This window comes from Vibrio sp. S/42/10 (assembly GCF_029890535.1).
GTDB lineage: Bacteria > Pseudomonadota > Gammaproteobacteria > Enterobacterales > Vibrionaceae > Vibrio > Vibrio cyclitrophicus.
The window spans coordinates 226,043-242,727 of record NZ_JAKMZC010000004.1; the positions used below are offsets into that span (position 1 = coordinate 226,043).

A 16,685-nucleotide genomic window follows, 5' to 3' on the forward strand; every position below is an offset into this window, starting at 1 on the left:
TTACAATGAGCAAGTTTGCTATCGTATTCCCAGGCCAAGGCTCTCAAGCTATCGGTATGCTTGCTGACCTAGGCGAACAGTATGATGTTGTAAAACAGACATTTGCTGAAGCTTCAGAAGCACTTGGTTACGATCTATGGGCATTGGTTCAAGATGGTCCAGTAGAAAATCTAAATGAAACTTTCCGCACTCAACCGGCTCTATTAACAGCGTCTGTTGCAATTTGGCGTGTATGGCAAGAGCTTGGCCTAGAGCAACCTGCAAACTTAGCAGGTCACAGCTTAGGTGAGTACTCTGCACTGGTTTGTGCTGGTGTCATCGACTTTAAAGAAGCGATCAAATTGGTTGAGTTACGTGGTCAGCTGATGCAAGAAGCCGTTCCTGCAGGCGTTGGAGCAATGTACGCAATCATCGGTCTTGACGATGAAGCGATTGCTAAAGCGTGTGAAGAAGCTGCGCAAGACGAAGTTGTGTCTCCAGTTAACTTTAACTCTCCTGGCCAAGTTGTTATCGCAGGTAACAAAGCGGCGGTAGAGCGTGCTGGTGCACTATGTAAAGAAGCCGGCGCAAAGCGTGCGCTTCCTTTGCCTGTTTCTGTGCCATCTCACTGTGCACTGATGAAGCCGGCAGCAGACAAACTAGCGGTTGCTCTAGAAGCGCTAGAGTTCAATACGCCAGCACTGCCTGTTATCAATAACGTTGATGTTATTGCTGAGACAGACCCTGCGAAAATCAAAAATGCACTTGTTCGTCAGCTATACAGCCCAGTTCGTTGGACTGAAGGTGTACAGGCAATGAACGAACAAGGCGTAGAGAAACTACTAGAATTAGGTCCAGGTAAAGTTCTTACTGGCCTAACAAAACGAATCGTAAAAACTATGACAGCTGCTGCAGTTAACGACACTGCATCACTAGAAGCTGCTAAGTAAATAACCACTTAATAGAGAAGTTATGATGAATTTAGAAGGCAAAGTTGCACTCGTTACAGGCGCAAGCCGTGGCATAGGTCGTGCAATCGCTGAACTTTTAGTTGAGCGTGGTGCTAAAGTTATCGGTACTGCTACATCTGAAGGCGGCGCAGCTGCAATCAGCGAGTACCTAGGTGAGAACGGTAAAGGTCTTGCTCTTAATGTAACTGATACTGACTCAATTGCTGCTACACTGAAAACCATCAACGATGAATTCGGTGCGATTGACATTCTAGTTAACAACGCTGGTATCACTCGTGATAACCTACTTATGCGTATGAAAGACGACGAATGGAATGACATCATCGATACTAACCTAACGCCTATCTTCCGCATGTCTAAAGCTGTATTGCGTGGCATGATGAAGAAGCGTCAAGGTCGTATCGTAAACGTTGGTTCTGTAGTAGGTACTATGGGTAACGCTGGTCAAGCTAACTACGCAGCTGCAAAAGCAGGCGTAATTGGTTTTACTAAATCAATGGCACGCGAAGTTGCGTCTCGTGGCATTACAGTAAACACTGTAGCGCCTGGTTTTATCGAAACAGACATGACTAAAGCGCTAAATGATGACCAACGTGCAGCAACTTTGGCGAATGTACCAGCAGGTCGACTAGGTGACCCTCGCGAAATCGCTGAAGCTGTGGTATTTTTGGCGTCACCTGCGGCAGCTTATATCACAGGTGAAACACTTCACGTCAATGGCGGTATGTACATGGTGTAAATTATGTGCAACATTTGTGCATGATTTAAGTCAAGATCATACGTAATTTCGGTTAAAATCGTGAAAATTGTGGTTTGACCAGAAAAGTTGACCTTGCAACTTTCAATAGATTGAATAAACTACGGAAAACATCGCATAAAGCGAACTCTGTAAAGGAAAAGAAAAAATGAGCAACCTCGAAGAACGCGTAAAGAAAATCATTGTTGAACAGCTAGGTGTAGACGAAGCTGAAGTTAAAAACGAAGCTTCTTTCGTTGATGACCTAGGTGCAGATTCTCTAGACACAGTTGAGCTAGTAATGGCTCTAGAAGAAGAATTCGACACTGAAATCCCAGATGAAGAAGCTGAGAAAATTACTACTGTTCAAGCAGCTATCGATTACGTAACTAGCGCTCAGTAATAATCTCTCCCAGGCGGTCACCTCGACCGCCTGTGTTTTATCTAACTCATCTATCCTCATCTTAAATCACCTCAATCTCCGGAGTGTAAAATCGTGTCCAAGCGTCGTGTAGTTGTCACTGGCATGGGTATGTTGTCACCGGTAGGCAACACTGTAGAATCTTCTTGGAAAGCCCTGCTAGCTGGTCAAAGTGGTATCGTTAATATCGATCATTTTGATGCAACCAATTTCTCAACTCGTTTTGCAGGTCTAGTAAAAGACTTTAACTGCGAAGAGTATATGACTAAAAAAGATGCTCGTAAGATGGACTTGTTCATCCAGTACGGCGTCGCAGCAGGTATTCAAGCTTTAGATGATTCAGCCCTAACTATTACTGAAGAAAACGCTCCACGTGTGGGTGTTGCTATCGGTTCTGGTATTGGTGGTCTTGGTTTGATCGAAGCCGGTCACCAGGCTCTAACTGAAAAAGGCCCTCGTAAGATTAGCCCGTTCTTCGTACCGTCGACGATCGTGAATATGATTGCTGGTCACATGTCTATCATGCGTGGCCTACGCGGTCCAAACATCGCGATTTCTACTGCATGTACGACTGGCCTACATAACATTGGCCATGCAGCTCGTATGATTGCATACGGCGATGCTGACGCAATGCTAGCGGGTGGTGCTGAAAAAGCATCAACTCCACTAGGTATGGGCGGTTTTGGTGCGGCTAAAGCATTATCTACTCGTAACGATGAGCCTCAAAAAGCTTCTCGTCCATGGGACAAAGGCCGTGATGGTTTCGTTCTTGGTGACGGTGCTGGCATGATGGTTCTTGAAGAGTACGAACATGCGAAAGCTCGTGGTGCTAAGATTTACTGTGAGCTAGTTGGCTTCGGTATGTCGGGTGACGCTTACCATATGACATCTCCAAGTGAAGATGGCTCTGGTGGTGCATTAGCAATGGAGGCGGCTATGCGTGATGCAGGCATTACTGGTGAACAAATCGGTTATGTTAACGCACACGGTACTTCGACTCCAGCAGGTGACGTAGCGGAAGTTAAGGGCATCAAGCGTGCTCTTGGCGAAGCAGGCAGCAAGCAAGTATTGGTATCTTCTACGAAATCGATGACTGGTCACCTTTTAGGTGCTGCTGGTTCTGCTGAGGCTATCATCACAGCGATGTCTCTGGTTGATCAAATTGTTCCACCAACAATCAACCTAGATGATCCTGAAGAAGGTTTAGATATTGACTTAGTACCTCACACTGCGCGTGAAGTTAGCAACATGGAATATGCTGCATGTAACTCATTCGGTTTCGGTGGTACAAACGGCTGTTTGATCTTCAAAAAGATTTAATCATCTTATTAAAGACGTAAACACTCGTAGATAGTCACAATTAGACTTGTTTTTAAACGGCTTGATGCTTTAGCATTGAGCCGTTTCTTTTTATGGGGAAAAACATGTTTTGGGTTGATGGGGAAAGCCAGCAAACTATCGATATTTTGGATCGCTCGTTTCAGTACGGAGACGGCTGTTTTACGACAATGCTCGTGAGTGATGGTGAGATACAACATTTTCACGATCATCAGCGTCGTGTCGATGATTGCCTTAAAGCGTTACGCATTTCCGCACTTGATTGGGATGTGGTTAACCTTTGGCTCGATAATGCGCTTCGACATATCCAAGATAACGCTCTTCATAATGAAAAAGCAGGGATTAAGCTGCATGTTAGCCGTGGAGCCGGTGGGCGAGGCTACAGTACTAAGAATATCGTCAAACCGACAATAACCATCACTATCTTTGATTACCCCTGTCATTATTCAGCGTGGCAAGACTCCGGTGTTGAACTCGGTATCTGTGATCAAGCGCTAGGTTTGAGTCCGCTGCTTGCTGGCCATAAGCACAATAACCGTCTTGAACAGATTTTGATGAAAGATGAAATGGATCAGGCGAATGAAGTGGATGGTGTGGTGCTTGATATTTCAGGCAATGTGATTGAAACCACCATGGCAAATCTATTTTGGCTCAAAGGTCAGTCGATATACACACCTCAACTCACGCAAAGTGGTGTAGAGGGGGTTATGCGTAAGCAAGTGTTAACCGCGCTGAATCAAGCTGAACTTTCCGTTACAATTAGTGATTATTGCTTATCTCAACTCATGCAAGCTGACGAAGTTTTCATGACCAACTCCATTTTAGGGGTTGCTCCCGTTATCCGTATTAGTGATACCCAATTTAACATTGGAACCGTTACTCGTAGCCTTCAAGGACAACTAAACTCGTGATCAAAAAGTTATTTATTTTTATTATCTTGTGCCTAATCGCAGTCGCTGCTGCTGGGTTCTATGTATACAATCAAGCACAAGATAACCTGAAACAAGTTATTCAATTAGAAAAACCGCAGGTGGTGACAGTTGCTTCAGGAAGCAGCTTTAATCGTGTTTTAGCACAGTTGATTAATGAGGGGCTTTTTGAGGCTTCTCCTTACGAGAAATTAATCCGTAAGTTGCACCCTGAGCTTGTAGACGTAAAAGCGGGTACATTCCTGCTTGAGCCTGGTTTAACCCTCGAGCAAGCGCTACAAGTGCTGGTCGAAGGGAAAGAGCATCAATTCACGATTACTTTCGTAGAAGGCAGTCGCTTTGATGAGTGGCTTGTTCAGCTGAAAGATAACGAATTCATTCAACAGACGTTGGATGGTGCCTCTGAAAAAGAGATCGCTCAAAAGCTCGGTATTGAAAACGAAAAGCTAGAAGGACTTTTTTTAGCAGAAACGTACCACTACACCTACGGTACAACGGATTTAGATTTGTTGAAGCGCGCGCATCGAGACCTAATGAGCGTGGTGAATGAAGAGTGGGTAAATCGAGCGGATAAACTGCCTCTTAAATCGCCATACGAAGCGCTAATTCTTGCATCTATCATTGAGAAAGAGACCGCCGTTGCGTCAGAACGTGAGCGTGTTTCTTCTGTGTTCGTTAACCGTCTGAACAAGCGTATGCGTTTGCAAACTGACCCAACGGTTATCTATGGTATGGGTGACAGCTACGATGGCAATATCCGTAAGAAAGACTTACGCACGCCAACGGCATACAACACCTATACAATGAGTGGTTTGCCACCGACACCTATCGCCATGGCAGGTAAAGCGTCTATCAACGCGGCGTTGAATCCAGAGAAGAGCAACTACTTGTATTTCGTTGCGAGTGGTACTGGCGGTCACGTATTTTCAAAGAGTTTGACTGAGCATAACCGTGCAGTACGAGCTTACTTAAAACAATTAAGAAAAAACAAATAAAGAACAAATTATGAATCAGTCGAAATTTATCGTGGTCGAAGGCCTTGAAGGCGCTGGCAAAAGCACAGCAATCAATGCCATCGTTGAGACATTAAAAGCGTCGGGTGTCGAGAATATTGTTAATACTCGCGAGCCGGGTGGTACTGTCTTAGCTGAAAAGATGCGCTCATTGGTTAAAGAAGAGCACGAAGGCGAGAAGCTTCAAGACATGACTGAATTGCTTCTGATGTACGCAGCACGTGTTCAATTAGTAGAGAACGTTATCAAGCCCGCACTCGACAGTGGTCAATGGGTATTGGGTGACCGTCATGATATGTCTTCACAGGCATACCAAGGTGGTGGTCGTCAGATCGCACTCACGACTATGGAATCACTGAAAGCAACTACACTAGGCGGCTTTAAGCCCGATCTAACGCTATATTTGGACCTAGACCCTAGAGTTGGGCTAGAGCGTGCTCGAGGTCGTGGTGAGCTTGATAGAATTGAAAAGATGGACATCTCATTTTTCGACCGCACGCGTGAGCGCTATCTAGAAATTGCAGAACAAGATGATTCTGTACTTGTGATTAATGCGCAGCAAGAAATTGAGCAAGTAGCCGCTGATATTAAAGTCGCGCTAAGTACTTGGCTAGATAAACAGTAGGTAGTCATGGCTGAAGTGTATTCTTGGCTTGCTCCCGTATGGAGTGAGTGGAAAAAAAGTCTCGATGCAGAGCGCTTTCCCAATTCTGTTATTGTTAATGCGCCGGAAGGGCTTGGCGTTGATGCGCTGATTGGCCAACTTACTGCGTCATTAATGTGTACTAATTATGAAAGTGAGTCTTGTGGCTTTTGTCATAGCTGTGAGTTAATGAAGTCGGGAAGCCATCCTGACTTCCATGTACTCTCACCTGAAAAGGAAGGTAAGTCGATCACGGTTGACCAAGTGCGTGCGAGTAACCGCTGGGCCCAACAGTCTTCACAGCTAGGGGGTGTACGTGTCATCTTGCTTGAGCCTGCTGAAGCAATGAACGAATCTGCATCGAATGCGCTTTTAAAAACGCTGGAAGAGCCATCAAGCAAGTGTATTTTCATTCTTTCTACGCGTAACAGCCATCGCTTGATGCCAACTATCCTAAGTCGTTGCCAGCAATTTAATGTGGTGAGTCCTCAATTAGACGTTGGTTCTGCATGGTTAGATAATGAAGTGGGTAAAGCCGTTCCACCGTATGTTCTAACACTGAATGACAACGCGCCTTTAAAAGCAAAGGTGATGTTTGAACAAGGTGGTGTTGATACTTCAACTAAAGCGCTAGATGGCTTTGTGAATGTTATCAAAGGTACTCAACCTGACATGTTCAAATTCTCTACAGAGCTTGGTAAAGACCCTTTGATTCAACTTGGTTGGTTATGGCATTTACTCTCCGATGTACAGAAGCTGCATTTCGGCTTGACCAATAAAGCTATTACACCAGGTGCGAAAGCACTGTTTGAGGTGATGTCTTACCAAAGTGCTTATGCCGCCTCGAATAAACTGCTGACATTGATTGAGCAGTTAAAACAACACCCTGGGCTCAATACGGAGCTACTCATAATGAATTGGCTAATTGCCACTTGCGAGGAAACATGTTCGTAGATTCCCATTGTCATTTAGACAAGCTAGATTACCAAGATTTACACACTAGTGTAGAAGATGTCGTTAACAAGGCAAAAGCAGCAAACGTTGAGCAGCTGCTTTCTGTTGGTGTGACACTAGATTCGTTCGAAAATATGCTCGATATGATCGCACCGTTTGATAACGTGAAAGCCTCTTGTGGTGTTCATCCTCTCGATGTAGAAAGCGATTTCTGTTTAGAAAGAATGCGCGAGTATGCGAGTAATCCAAAGGTTGTGGCGATTGGTGAAACTGGCCTTGATTATCACTATCAGCCTGAGACTGCAGAGCTACAGCAACTACGATTTAAGCAACATGTAGAGCTCGCTGTAGAGCTTAATAAGCCATTAATCATTCACACTCGTAACGCTCGTGAAGACACGTTGGCTATTTTACGTGATGGCGGTGCTGAAAAGTGTGGCGGTGTTATTCACTGCTTCACTGAAGATCAATCGTTCGCTGAAGCAGCGATGGAGTTAGGTTTTTATATATCAATTTCAGGAATTGTTACCTTTAAACAGGCCACAGAACTGAAGGAGGTTGTCAAGAATCTGCCTCTCGATAGGCTATTGATTGAGACTGATTCTCCATACTTGGCACCAATTCCATATCGTGGCAAACAGAATCAGCCTGCATATGTAGTAGAAGTTGCCGCATATATCGCGCAATTGAAAGGTTTATCGATGAAAGAGGTTGCTGAACAAACGACCAGAAATTACCAAAAACTTTTTTTGCGATAAAAAACTACGTAAGTAAATAAAAGGGAGCGAAAGCTCCCTTTTTGTGTTTTTGATCACCAAAAGTGCGTTTTTTTTTAATGTTTACGAATTATGTTGAACTTGAGAGGGCTATTTATAACATTTGTAATTTTGTTACTAAAAATAACATTCACTCCTATTTTATTCACTCAGTAAAATAATAAGACCTTCAAAAAATATATTTATTTTTCAATGTATTAGGCTCTTGTAAAGGATTGCATTTCTAGATTTGACATGTGATCCAAGACGTGTTTTGAAACTAAATTTCGTAAGTGACTAGAAAGTTAGTTCCCCATCAATATATATTTAGCGGCAGAAAATATAATGCAATACATGGTTACATTTTCGCAGGGTGCTAACATAAAGGCTACGGGGGTGTGCCGTTAGAACCCATATAATTATTTTATCTTTATCAGGAGCATAAACATGTTTAAGAACCTTTTTGCTAGCCTGCAGAAAGTTGGTAAGTCTCTGATGCTACCAGTATCAGTTTTACCAGTTGCGGGTATTTTGCTAGGTGTCGGTGCAGCAGACCTTCCTTTCATTCCAGAAATTGTTTCAAACTTAATGGAACAAGCTGGTGGTTCAGTATTCGGTCAAATGGCACTACTGTTCGCAGTAGGTGTGGCACTTGGCTTTACTAACAACGATGGTGTAGCGGGTCTAGCTGCTATCGTTGGTTACGGCATCATGACTGCTACACTAGGCGTAATGGCCGGTGTAATGGGCGTTGATAAAATCGATACTGGTGTACTAGGTGGTATCCTAGTCGGTGGTGTTGCTGCTTGGGCATTCAACCGTTTCTTCCGTATTCAACTACCAGAATACCTGGGCTTCTTCGCTGGTAAGCGTGCTGTGCCAATCATCACAGGTTTCTCTGCGATTGGTCTAGCAATCCTACTTTCTGTAGTTTGGCCACCAGTTGGCGGCGCTATCTCTGCGTTCTCTGATTGGGCAGCTCACCAAAACCCACAAGTGGCGTTTGGTATTTATGGTATCGTTGAGCGTTCTCTGATTCCATTTGGTCTTCACCACGTTTGGAACGTACCTTTCTTCTTCGAAGCTGGTACTTGTGTAAACGCAGCTGGTGAAACTCAAAACGGTGTTCTTACTTGTTACCTAGTTGCTGATGACGCATCTCGTGCTGCGGGCAATGGCTTCGGTCAGCTAGCTGGTGGTTACATGTTCAAGATGTTCGGTCTACCTGCTGCTGCAATCGCAATTGCACATTCGGCTAAACCTGAAAACCGCGCTAAAGTAATGGGCATCATGGCTTCTGCTGCGTTGACTTCATTCCTAACGGGTATCACTGAACCAATCGAATTCTCATTCCTATTCGTTGCTCCTGTACTGTACGCAATCCACGCTCTACTAGCTGGTTCTGCTTACGTTCTTGCGAACACTCTAGGTTTTGTACACGGTACATCTTTCTCTCACGGTCTAATCGACTTCCTAGTTCTATCTGGCAATGCGTCTAAGATGGGTCTAATGGTTGTATGTGGTATTGGTTACGCTGCGATTTACTACATCGTATTCCGCACTGTGATTAAAGCTCTTGACCTTAAAACTCCAGGCCGTGAAGACGAAACTGAAGAAGAGTCAGTTGCTACTGGTTCTGAACTTGCTGGTGAGCTAGTTGCTGCATTTGGCGGTAAAGCTAACATCACTGGTCTTGACGCTTGTATTACTCGTCTACGTGTTGCAGTTGCTGATACAGCTATTGTTGACCAAGACAAACTGAAGAAACTAGGTGCTGCTGGTGTAGTCGTAGTAGCTGGTGGCGTACAAGCTATCTTCGGTACTAAGTCTGACAACCTTAAGACAGACATGGATGAGTGGATCCGTAACAACGGTTAATCACTGATTCAATAAATTGAAAGGAGGCCTTTAGGCCTCCTTTTTGGTTTTTTGCTCTATGAAAGATCTTGATACGTTTAATCTCTGTGAGCTCAATCTGCTATCTTTAACTTTACGATGACACCACTGTTTGTGATTCATGTAACCTATCGTTTTTTAAAACAGTCTGAGAATATTATGAAACATCGTTACTTGATCGGCCTTATGTGTTGCAGCGGGGTCTCGTTTGCCCATGCTTCTGAAGCTCCAGATTTAGAAGTTGGTCTCGCTATTGACCAAGACCTAAGTGTCGTTGTGGAGTTTGATCAGAAGTATCGCGCAACTATTGGCAATGACGGCGCTGCATTTGACTACATTTGGAAGCGTGGTCAGTTTGAGACGGAAGCTCCGTTGAGCTGGTATGTCGGTGCAGGTGCGTGGGCTGAATGGAATGATGACTTTGGTTTGCGAGTACCTTTAGGCGTGAAAGTGAATTTCTACGAAGGTTGGAATGCGTACGCACAAGTTCATCCTGAACTCGACATGTATAAAGGTGTTGAGTTACAAGTCGGTGGTGCACTGGGTGTGACTTATAAGTTCTAAAATGAACTTACACCGTTTTTAGAATGAAAAGGCCAGCATCGAGCTGGCTTTTTCGTTTTATCAGCTACCGTAATTAGAACGTAAAACTGAGTCCGACATTGGCTTGGAATTGGTTCATCCAATCAGTATCAAAGCGGATAATACACTCTTGACCCGTACTAGGGATGTTACACACACCAGATGTGTCGTTATCGACAACCGTACCTAGCCAACGCACCTGGGTGTTCAGCGCTAAGCGGTCGCTAAACTTGTATTCCAAGCCGCCAAAGATTGAGGTTGAGAATCCATACTTGTCCTTCGCCCAATCCACATCAACGTATGATGCCCCGAGACCTAGCCCTAGGTAGCCAGATAACATAGGCGATGCAGGGTAGTAGATACTGCTTTGAAAGTGCAAGTATTGGATTGAGGAGCTAAGATCCAGCGATTCTAACTCAGAGCTTTGGTTGGAATAGAAAAAACCGATACGTCCTTTTTCTAATGGGGTTTCTATTGCGAAGGTGAAGTTTTCTGAGCCTTCCATGTCAAAGGTTTTACCATCCTGGTCTTCGACACTGCCACCACCGGTATAACCTACCATGGGAGTAATGATGATCTCTGGAGACGCATATACGCCCGACACGGAGAAAAACGCAATTAATGCCATCATATTTACGTTGTTATTCATGAGTATATCCTTATCCATACACTTACTAATTGTGATGGTTACATCAATATTGTGCGACTAATTTCGACGATTCTTGAAGATACTTCACACACCTGATAGTACTTAAATAGTGACTCAACAAATTAATAATAAGCCAGAGGTGTCTATGGACCATAATCTGAAAAATGCCCTACAAATAACGGTGTTAATTTACACAATCATTCTTTCATTTGGTTTTATTGCGATTGGTAGTTAATACCATTTATCGTGAGGCTGGGTTTTCATACTCAGGGTATTAATGAATAGTGGGCTCATAACCAATATTGATACAGCAATAGACTTGGATTATTACGCTAAGTTTATTGCTGGAAAAACAGCACTGGTCGCTCAAGGTGGCGGACAGAGAAGTATTTTTACTTCTGGAGTGCTGGATGCCTTTCTTCTTTCTAATTTTGACCCCTTTGATGAATTTTTTGGTACTTCCGCAGGTGCTTTAAATTTATGTGCCTATCTGTGCCGTGATAAAGGCCTAGGCCGTTCTTTTGTTCTCGATCTCACCACAGCACCAGAATTCTTTAATCTGTTTTCTTACATAAGACATCGTAAGAACTTAGGGTTAGAGTGGGCGTTGGAGCAGATCATGGCTTACCCATATAAGCTCGATCTTGATTTGGGGCGACAAACCCTGGGCGCTCGACAACTCTTTGCTGCGGTAACCGACTCGAAAGACCTTCAAGACCATTACTTCCCTTTGCTGGGTGAAGATTGGTATAAAGTGATGATTGCAACGTGCGCCATCCCTCGTTTATACAATGATGAAATACTGATTGGTAATGGAACATACGTAGACGGTGGTGTTTCGGCTGCTATTCCTGTGCAAGAAGCTTGGCGCCGTCAGGCTCGATCTATTGTTGTCATTAGAACCGAACCTACCTTTGAGTCGAATGTTGACTTACCCATTCAGGATCACAATAAGCCAATTTTAGCGAAGAGCAACAGAGCCTCTGTAGAAGAACTTGAGTGGTTTCGTGGTTCGTTGAATAATGTTCAAGGTCATTGGCAACAAAAAGTAGACCAATGGAAAACCGATTGGAGCTCGTTCTTTCAACAACAAATTTTGAGTTCAAAAGAGCAAAAGCGCGACAGGGTACATTTGGATCTTTTAAATGGCGGTCGATGGTTGTTTGGTGCTGATGATATCTATCGTTTAAGCCATTTGATTGGTGATAAGTTTGATTCAGGCTTAGCTGATATGTTGATGGTTCATTATCAAACTTACTCGCTAACTCAAAACTTTCTTAACTCACCACCCGATGATGCGTTTGTGGTCCAGATAGCACCTAGTCAGCCGCTTAAATCGAGTTCATTAATGAGTGACAAAGAAGATTTGCTACATGACTACGAATTGGGTTTAGAGGCGGGTTACCGATTTGTCGAAACTTATACGTCAACAGAGAACGCTCGTAGTTCACACATGTCACAGCTTGCCACCAGCGTTGTTGATAAATAATGCTCGCAGGTAATAAGTAGTTAGACCGACAATATTTTGAAGTGAAAAAGGGTTATTGAACTTGGTTCGATAACCCTTTTTTGTTTTCTTAATTTTATGCCTAAACCTAGGATTCTAGACTCTAGTGATTAGACTTATGTGACCGGTAGGATTCTCATACAGTTGGTTGACCCCGCCACATCCATAATATCGCCTTGGGTGACGATCACGAGGTCGCCAAATTTAAGGTATCCTTCTTCTTTCAGGCAATCTAATGTTGATAGTGCAATATCAAAGCTGTCTTTGGCCTCTGTTTCAAAGTAAATAGGCGTCACGCCTCGGTATAAAGTACAACGATTAAGCGTTCCTTCGTTACGAGACAGGGCATAGATAGGCATGTCGGCACTCAGGCGAGACATCATCAGTGCAGTTCGCCCTGACTCGGTGAGAGTGACTACGCCTTTAATGCCTTCCATATGGTTTGCTGAGTAGATGGTCGCCATCGAAACGGTTTCTTCGGCGGTAACAAAGGTGCGGTCAATACGGTAATTAGATTGGTTATTAATGCCCGCCATTTTCTCTGCGCCAATACAGACTTCTGCCATTGATTTCACGGTTTCTACTGGGTAATCGCCCGCCGCTGTTTCCCCCGAAAGCATGACAGCATCGGTGCCATCAAGTACGGCATTGGCTACATCCATCACCTCTGCGCGGGTTGGCATTGGCGCGGAGATCATCGACTCCATCATTTGCGTTGCGGTGATTACGGTTCTGTTAAGCGCTCTAGCACGACGTATAAGCTGTTTTTGTACTCCTACCAACTCAGGGTCACCAATTTCCACTCCGAGGTCACCACGGGCCACCATGACCACATCTGAGGCTAATATGATGTCATCCATGTTCTCAACTGTTGCTACTGTTTCTGCTCGCTCTACTTTTGCGACAAGGTGAGCTTCTAAGCCAGCTTCCCGTGCAAGCTGGCGAGCGTAATGCATGTCTTCACCGTTGCGAGGAAAAGAAACGGCCAAATAATCGACTTTGATTTGAGCTGCAGTGACGATATCGCGCTTGTCTTTTTCTGTCAGCGCTTCTGCGGAAAGCCCCCCCCCTTTTTTGTTAATGCCTTTGTTATTGGAAAGAGGACCACCGATGATGACTTCTGTGTGAACGCGACAGCCTTCCACCTTGGTGACTTTTAATTGAACACGACCATCGTCGAGTAACAGAATGTCGTTAGCGGATACATCGTTAGGGAGCTCTTTGTAATCAAGACCGACGGCTTGTTGATCGCCTTCACCTAAACCTAGGCTGCTGTCGAGCGTAAATTGGTCACCGACGGTAAGTTGTATTTTGTTATCTTTGAATGTCGACACACGAATCTTGGGACCTTGTAAGTCACCGAGAATAGCGATTTGAGTGCCGAGTCTTTTTGCTATCGCTCTGACGTTTTCTGCGCGTTGTATATGGTCTTCGCTAGTGCCGTGCGAGAAATTCATACGGACGACATTGGCACCTGCTTTGATGATTTCTTCAAGCACGTTACCTTTATCAGTAGAGGGGCCTAGCGTTGTGACGATTTTCGTTTTTCTTAATTCGGCTGTCATGAATACTCCTAGAGTGAGGCCAAGTAATCTTTCAAAAGACTGAATTAAGTATATGCATTAATTGATAATTTATTGGGAGCTAGGGAGATATTTCTTTATTTGTCTCCAATTATTGAATTCAGAGCAAAAATGCGATGTTTCATTCTGAAAATTAAGTCTCAATTTATCGATATGGGTGTTAATTTTTCTCAAACTATTTGACTAGATACACAAAGATTCATGTATATACGTGATACTGGTCACGGCGATATACCAAGTGACTTCACAATTACTTCGCAAAGTAAAAAAATTAACCTGTTGATGATTTCTGGAGCGTAAAATGTACATGGCTCAACCGGGCCATATTGATCATATCAAACAGGTCAATGCTGGTCGTGTATATAAACTAATTGACCTTAGAGGTCCTATTTCTCGTATCGATCTGTCCAAGCAAAGTGAGTTGGCTCCGGCGAGTATTACTAAAATTACCCGTGAACTCATTGAAGCTCACCTCATTCACGAAACCACGGTTCAAGAAGCCACGACTCGTGGGCGTCCTGCTGTCGGTTTGCAAACCAATAACGAGGGTTGGCAATTTTTGTCAATGCGTCTTGGTCGTGGATATTTGACCATCGCACTTCATGAGTTGGGTGGCGACGTGCTTATCGATACTAAAATTGATATTCATGAACGTGATCAAGATGATGTACTTGCACGTCTTCTGCATGAGATTGATGAGTTTTTCCAAACTTATGCTGAACAACTCGACAGGGTGACGAGTATTGCAATCACATTGCCAGGTTTGGTCAATTCTGAGCAAGGTATTGTGTTGCAAATGCCGCACTACAACGTTAAAAATTTAGCGTTGGGTCCTGAGATCTACAAAGAAACGGGGCTACCTGTCTTTATCGCCAATGATACCCGAGCTTGGGCATTAGCAGAGAAGCTGTTTGGTCACTCACAAGATAACGATAATTCTGTTCTTATCTCAATTCACCACGGTGTAGGTGCCGGGATCATTCTCGACGGTCGAGTGTTGCAAGGTCGACATGGTAATATTGGTGAACTTGGGCATATCCAGATCGATAAGCAGGGCAAACTTTGTCACTGCGGTAACCGAGGCTGCTTAGAAACGGTCGCGAGTTCCCAGGCGATCCGTGATCAAGTAAAAGAACGATTGGCGAATGGTGAAGCATCGACACTGACAGTGTTTGAAGATGTAACTATTGAACAGATTTGTGCTGCCGCTGCCGATGGAGATCCTCTTGCAGTAGAAGTGATCGAACAGTTAGGTCGTTACTTAGGTGCTGCGATAGCGATTGTGATTAATCTTTTCAATCCAGAGAAAGTCTTGGTTGGTGGCGTTATCAATCAGGCAAAGAGCGTGTTGTATCCTGCGATCCAAAAGTGTATCGAAGAGCAGAGCTTGTCGGTTTACCATCAAGACTTAGAGTTAGTGGAGTCTCGATTCTATAAGCAGGCGACCATGCCAGGTGCCGCGCTTATCAAGCAGGCCTTATATGATGGTCAATTATTAATGAAAGTGATTGAAGGCTAACTTCTTTTTACCCGTCTTTTAGCTTTACCTGAAACCTTTCCATGTACTTAAGCTTTGTATAACATTATTTGTTGTACTTAGTTTAAGCATTCTGTGCATTGGCGCTTTGCTTTAACCTATTGAAGTAGGCTATTGTAGCCACAGTTATTATTTGTCCCTAAGGTGTTGTATGTCTGGCGTTTTAAATTCGGTTGATCAGAGAACCAAGCTAGTTGGTGAAAACCGTCTGGAACTCTTATTATTCAGCTTAAATAGTCGTCAATTATTCGCGATTAACGTATTTAAAGTAAAAGAAGTCTTAAAAGTACCAGTACTCACTCGCTTACCGGGCTCTCACCATCACATTACAGGGGTTGCCTCTTTGCGTGGCGAATCTGTTCCTGTTATTGATTTGCGCAGTGCGATTGGCTTTCCTCCATCACGTGCTGAGTCTCAAGAAAGTAACTTGATCATTACGGAATACAACCGAACGGTACAAGGTTTCTTGGTTGGGCAAGTCCGTAATATTGTGAATACGACCTGGACTGAAATTCAGCCACCACCGAAGACGGCGGGTCGTGCAAATTACCTTACAGCTATCACACATATTCAAGAAGAAGATCAGCATAAAATTGTTGAGATAATCGATGTTGAGAAAGTGTTGGCCGAGATCATTGATTACGACGTTTCTATCTCTGAAGGTGTTTTAGACGAGCAGCTAGCCAATGAAATGGTTGGGCGTAACGTGCTTATCGTTGATGATTCTTCAACCGCTCGTAATCAGATTAAAGGTACCTTGTCACAACTGGGTTTGAACATTATCGAGTGCTGTGATGGCTTAGAAGCGCTAACCTTACTTAAAGGATGGTGTGATGAAGGTAAAGACATTAATCAAGAAATCCTGCTGATGATCACTGATGCCGAAATGCCGGAAATGGATGGCTATAAGCTGACTCATGAAGTACGTACTGACCCTAGAATGCATGATCTATTTATCACACTAAATACCTCATTAAGCGGAAGTTTTAATGAAGCTATGGTTGAAAAAGTAGGGTGTAACCGCTTCATTTCTAAATTTCAACCTGACCTCTTAGTTGAAGTGACTCAAGAGAGAATGCGTCAGTTATTATAATTAAACCTGCTGTACGGTTATTTTTAATGATCTTATAGAAAACGTTTGTTAACATTGATGAAGCATATTTATCGTAACGAAATATGCTCAACGATTAGC

At 43.8% G+C, this 16,685-nt stretch carries 16 protein-coding genes; 14 read left to right on the plus strand and 2 right to left on the minus strand.

All coding sequences use genetic code 11. The features are described 5' to 3' along the window. Positions 1 to 5: 5 nt before the first annotated feature. The 11 genes from fabD (at position 6) to L8S15_RS06870 (ending at position 10,199) form a co-directional block, all read left to right on the plus strand. A complete protein-coding gene (gene fabD / locus L8S15_RS06820; RefSeq protein WP_010437278.1) occupies positions 6 to 929 on the plus strand; it encodes an ACP S-malonyltransferase in 924 nt (307 codons plus the stop codon). Between the two features lie 25 nt (positions 930 to 954). Further along, positions 955 to 1,689, plus strand: coding sequence for a 3-oxoacyl-ACP reductase FabG (fabG, locus tag L8S15_RS06825; protein WP_170962450.1), 735 nt, complete (start codon positions 955 to 957; stop codon positions 1,687 to 1,689). Positions 1,690 to 1,855: 166 nt separating this feature from the next. After that, on the plus strand, positions 1,856 to 2,089 hold the full coding sequence (gene acpP, locus L8S15_RS06830; RefSeq protein ID WP_004737381.1) for an acyl carrier protein: 234 nt from the start codon (positions 1,856 to 1,858) through the stop codon (positions 2,087 to 2,089). A gap of 93 nt (positions 2,090 to 2,182) precedes the next feature. Further along, on the plus strand, positions 2,183 to 3,427 hold the full coding sequence (fabF, locus tag L8S15_RS06835; RefSeq protein WP_010437291.1) for a beta-ketoacyl-ACP synthase II: 1,245 nt from the start codon (positions 2,183 to 2,185) through the stop codon (positions 3,425 to 3,427). Positions 3,428 to 3,531: 104 nt separating this feature from the next. Then, a complete protein-coding gene (gene pabC, locus L8S15_RS06840; protein ID WP_010437294.1) occupies positions 3,532 to 4,356 on the plus strand; it encodes an aminodeoxychorismate lyase in 825 nt (274 codons plus the stop codon). After that, a complete protein-coding gene (gene mltG, locus L8S15_RS06845) occupies positions 4,353 to 5,369 on the plus strand; it encodes an endolytic transglycosylase MltG (RefSeq protein ID WP_010437296.1) in 1,017 nt (338 codons plus the stop codon). The genes pabC and mltG overlap by 4 nt, the downstream gene beginning before the upstream one ends. A 10-nt stretch (positions 5,370 to 5,379) precedes the next feature. Then, entirely contained in the window at positions 5,380 to 6,012 is a 633-nt protein-coding gene (tmk, locus tag L8S15_RS06850) for a dTMP kinase (RefSeq protein ID WP_016797580.1), read from the plus strand. Positions 6,013 to 6,018: 6 nt separating this feature from the next. Beyond that, on the plus strand, positions 6,019 to 6,984 hold the full coding sequence (locus L8S15_RS06855; protein ID WP_280572197.1) for a DNA polymerase III subunit delta': 966 nt from the start codon (positions 6,019 to 6,021) through the stop codon (positions 6,982 to 6,984). After that, positions 6,975 to 7,742 carry a YchF/TatD family DNA exonuclease gene (locus L8S15_RS06860; RefSeq protein WP_010437305.1) on the plus strand — a complete coding sequence of 256 codons (768 nt, stop codon included), beginning with the start codon at positions 6,975 to 6,977 and terminating at the stop codon, positions 7,740 to 7,742. Before L8S15_RS06855 ends, L8S15_RS06860 begins: the two co-directional genes overlap by 10 nt. A gap of 444 nt (positions 7,743 to 8,186) precedes the next feature. Next, the gene (ptsG, locus tag L8S15_RS06865; protein WP_010437309.1) at positions 8,187 to 9,617 is read left to right on the plus strand and encodes a PTS glucose transporter subunit IIBC; all 1,431 of its coding nucleotides are present in this window, start codon (positions 8,187 to 8,189) and stop codon (positions 9,615 to 9,617) included. Positions 9,618 to 9,794: 177 nt separating this feature from the next. Continuing rightward, complete coding sequence (locus L8S15_RS06870; protein ID WP_010437311.1) at positions 9,795 to 10,199, plus strand: hypothetical protein; 405 nt, start codon at positions 9,795 to 9,797, stop codon at positions 10,197 to 10,199. Positions 10,200 to 10,272: 73 nt separating this feature from the next. Here the strand turns inward: L8S15_RS06870 and L8S15_RS06875 are convergent, their stop codons facing one another. After that, entirely contained in the window at positions 10,273 to 10,866 is a 594-nt protein-coding gene (locus tag L8S15_RS06875) for a hypothetical protein (protein ID WP_016791518.1), read from the minus strand. A 277-nt stretch (positions 10,867 to 11,143) separates the two neighbouring features. Here L8S15_RS06875 and L8S15_RS06880 point away from each other — a divergent pair, with 277 nt between their 5' ends. Continuing rightward, positions 11,144 to 12,355, plus strand: a complete 1,212-nt coding sequence (locus L8S15_RS06880; protein WP_010437319.1) for a DUF6363 domain-containing protein — start codon at positions 11,144 to 11,146, stop codon at positions 12,353 to 12,355. A 134-nt stretch (positions 12,356 to 12,489) separates the two neighbouring features. On the opposite strand, the gene pyk is transcribed toward L8S15_RS06880, so the two are convergent. Beyond that, the gene (gene pyk, locus L8S15_RS06885) at positions 12,490 to 13,938 is read right to left on the minus strand and encodes a pyruvate kinase (protein WP_010437321.1); all 1,449 of its coding nucleotides are present in this window, start codon (positions 13,936 to 13,938) and stop codon (positions 12,490 to 12,492) included. A 319-nt stretch (positions 13,939 to 14,257) separates the two neighbouring features. Between pyk and L8S15_RS06890 the strand changes: the two genes are divergently transcribed. Beyond that, positions 14,258 to 15,475, plus strand: coding sequence for an ROK family protein (locus tag L8S15_RS06890; RefSeq protein ID WP_010437323.1), 1,218 nt, complete (start codon positions 14,258 to 14,260; stop codon positions 15,473 to 15,475). 169 nt (positions 15,476 to 15,644) lie between these two features. Next, the gene (locus tag L8S15_RS06895; protein ID WP_010437325.1) at positions 15,645 to 16,586 is read left to right on the plus strand and encodes a chemotaxis protein CheV; all 942 of its coding nucleotides are present in this window, start codon (positions 15,645 to 15,647) and stop codon (positions 16,584 to 16,586) included. Positions 16,587 to 16,685 lie beyond the last annotated feature (99 nt).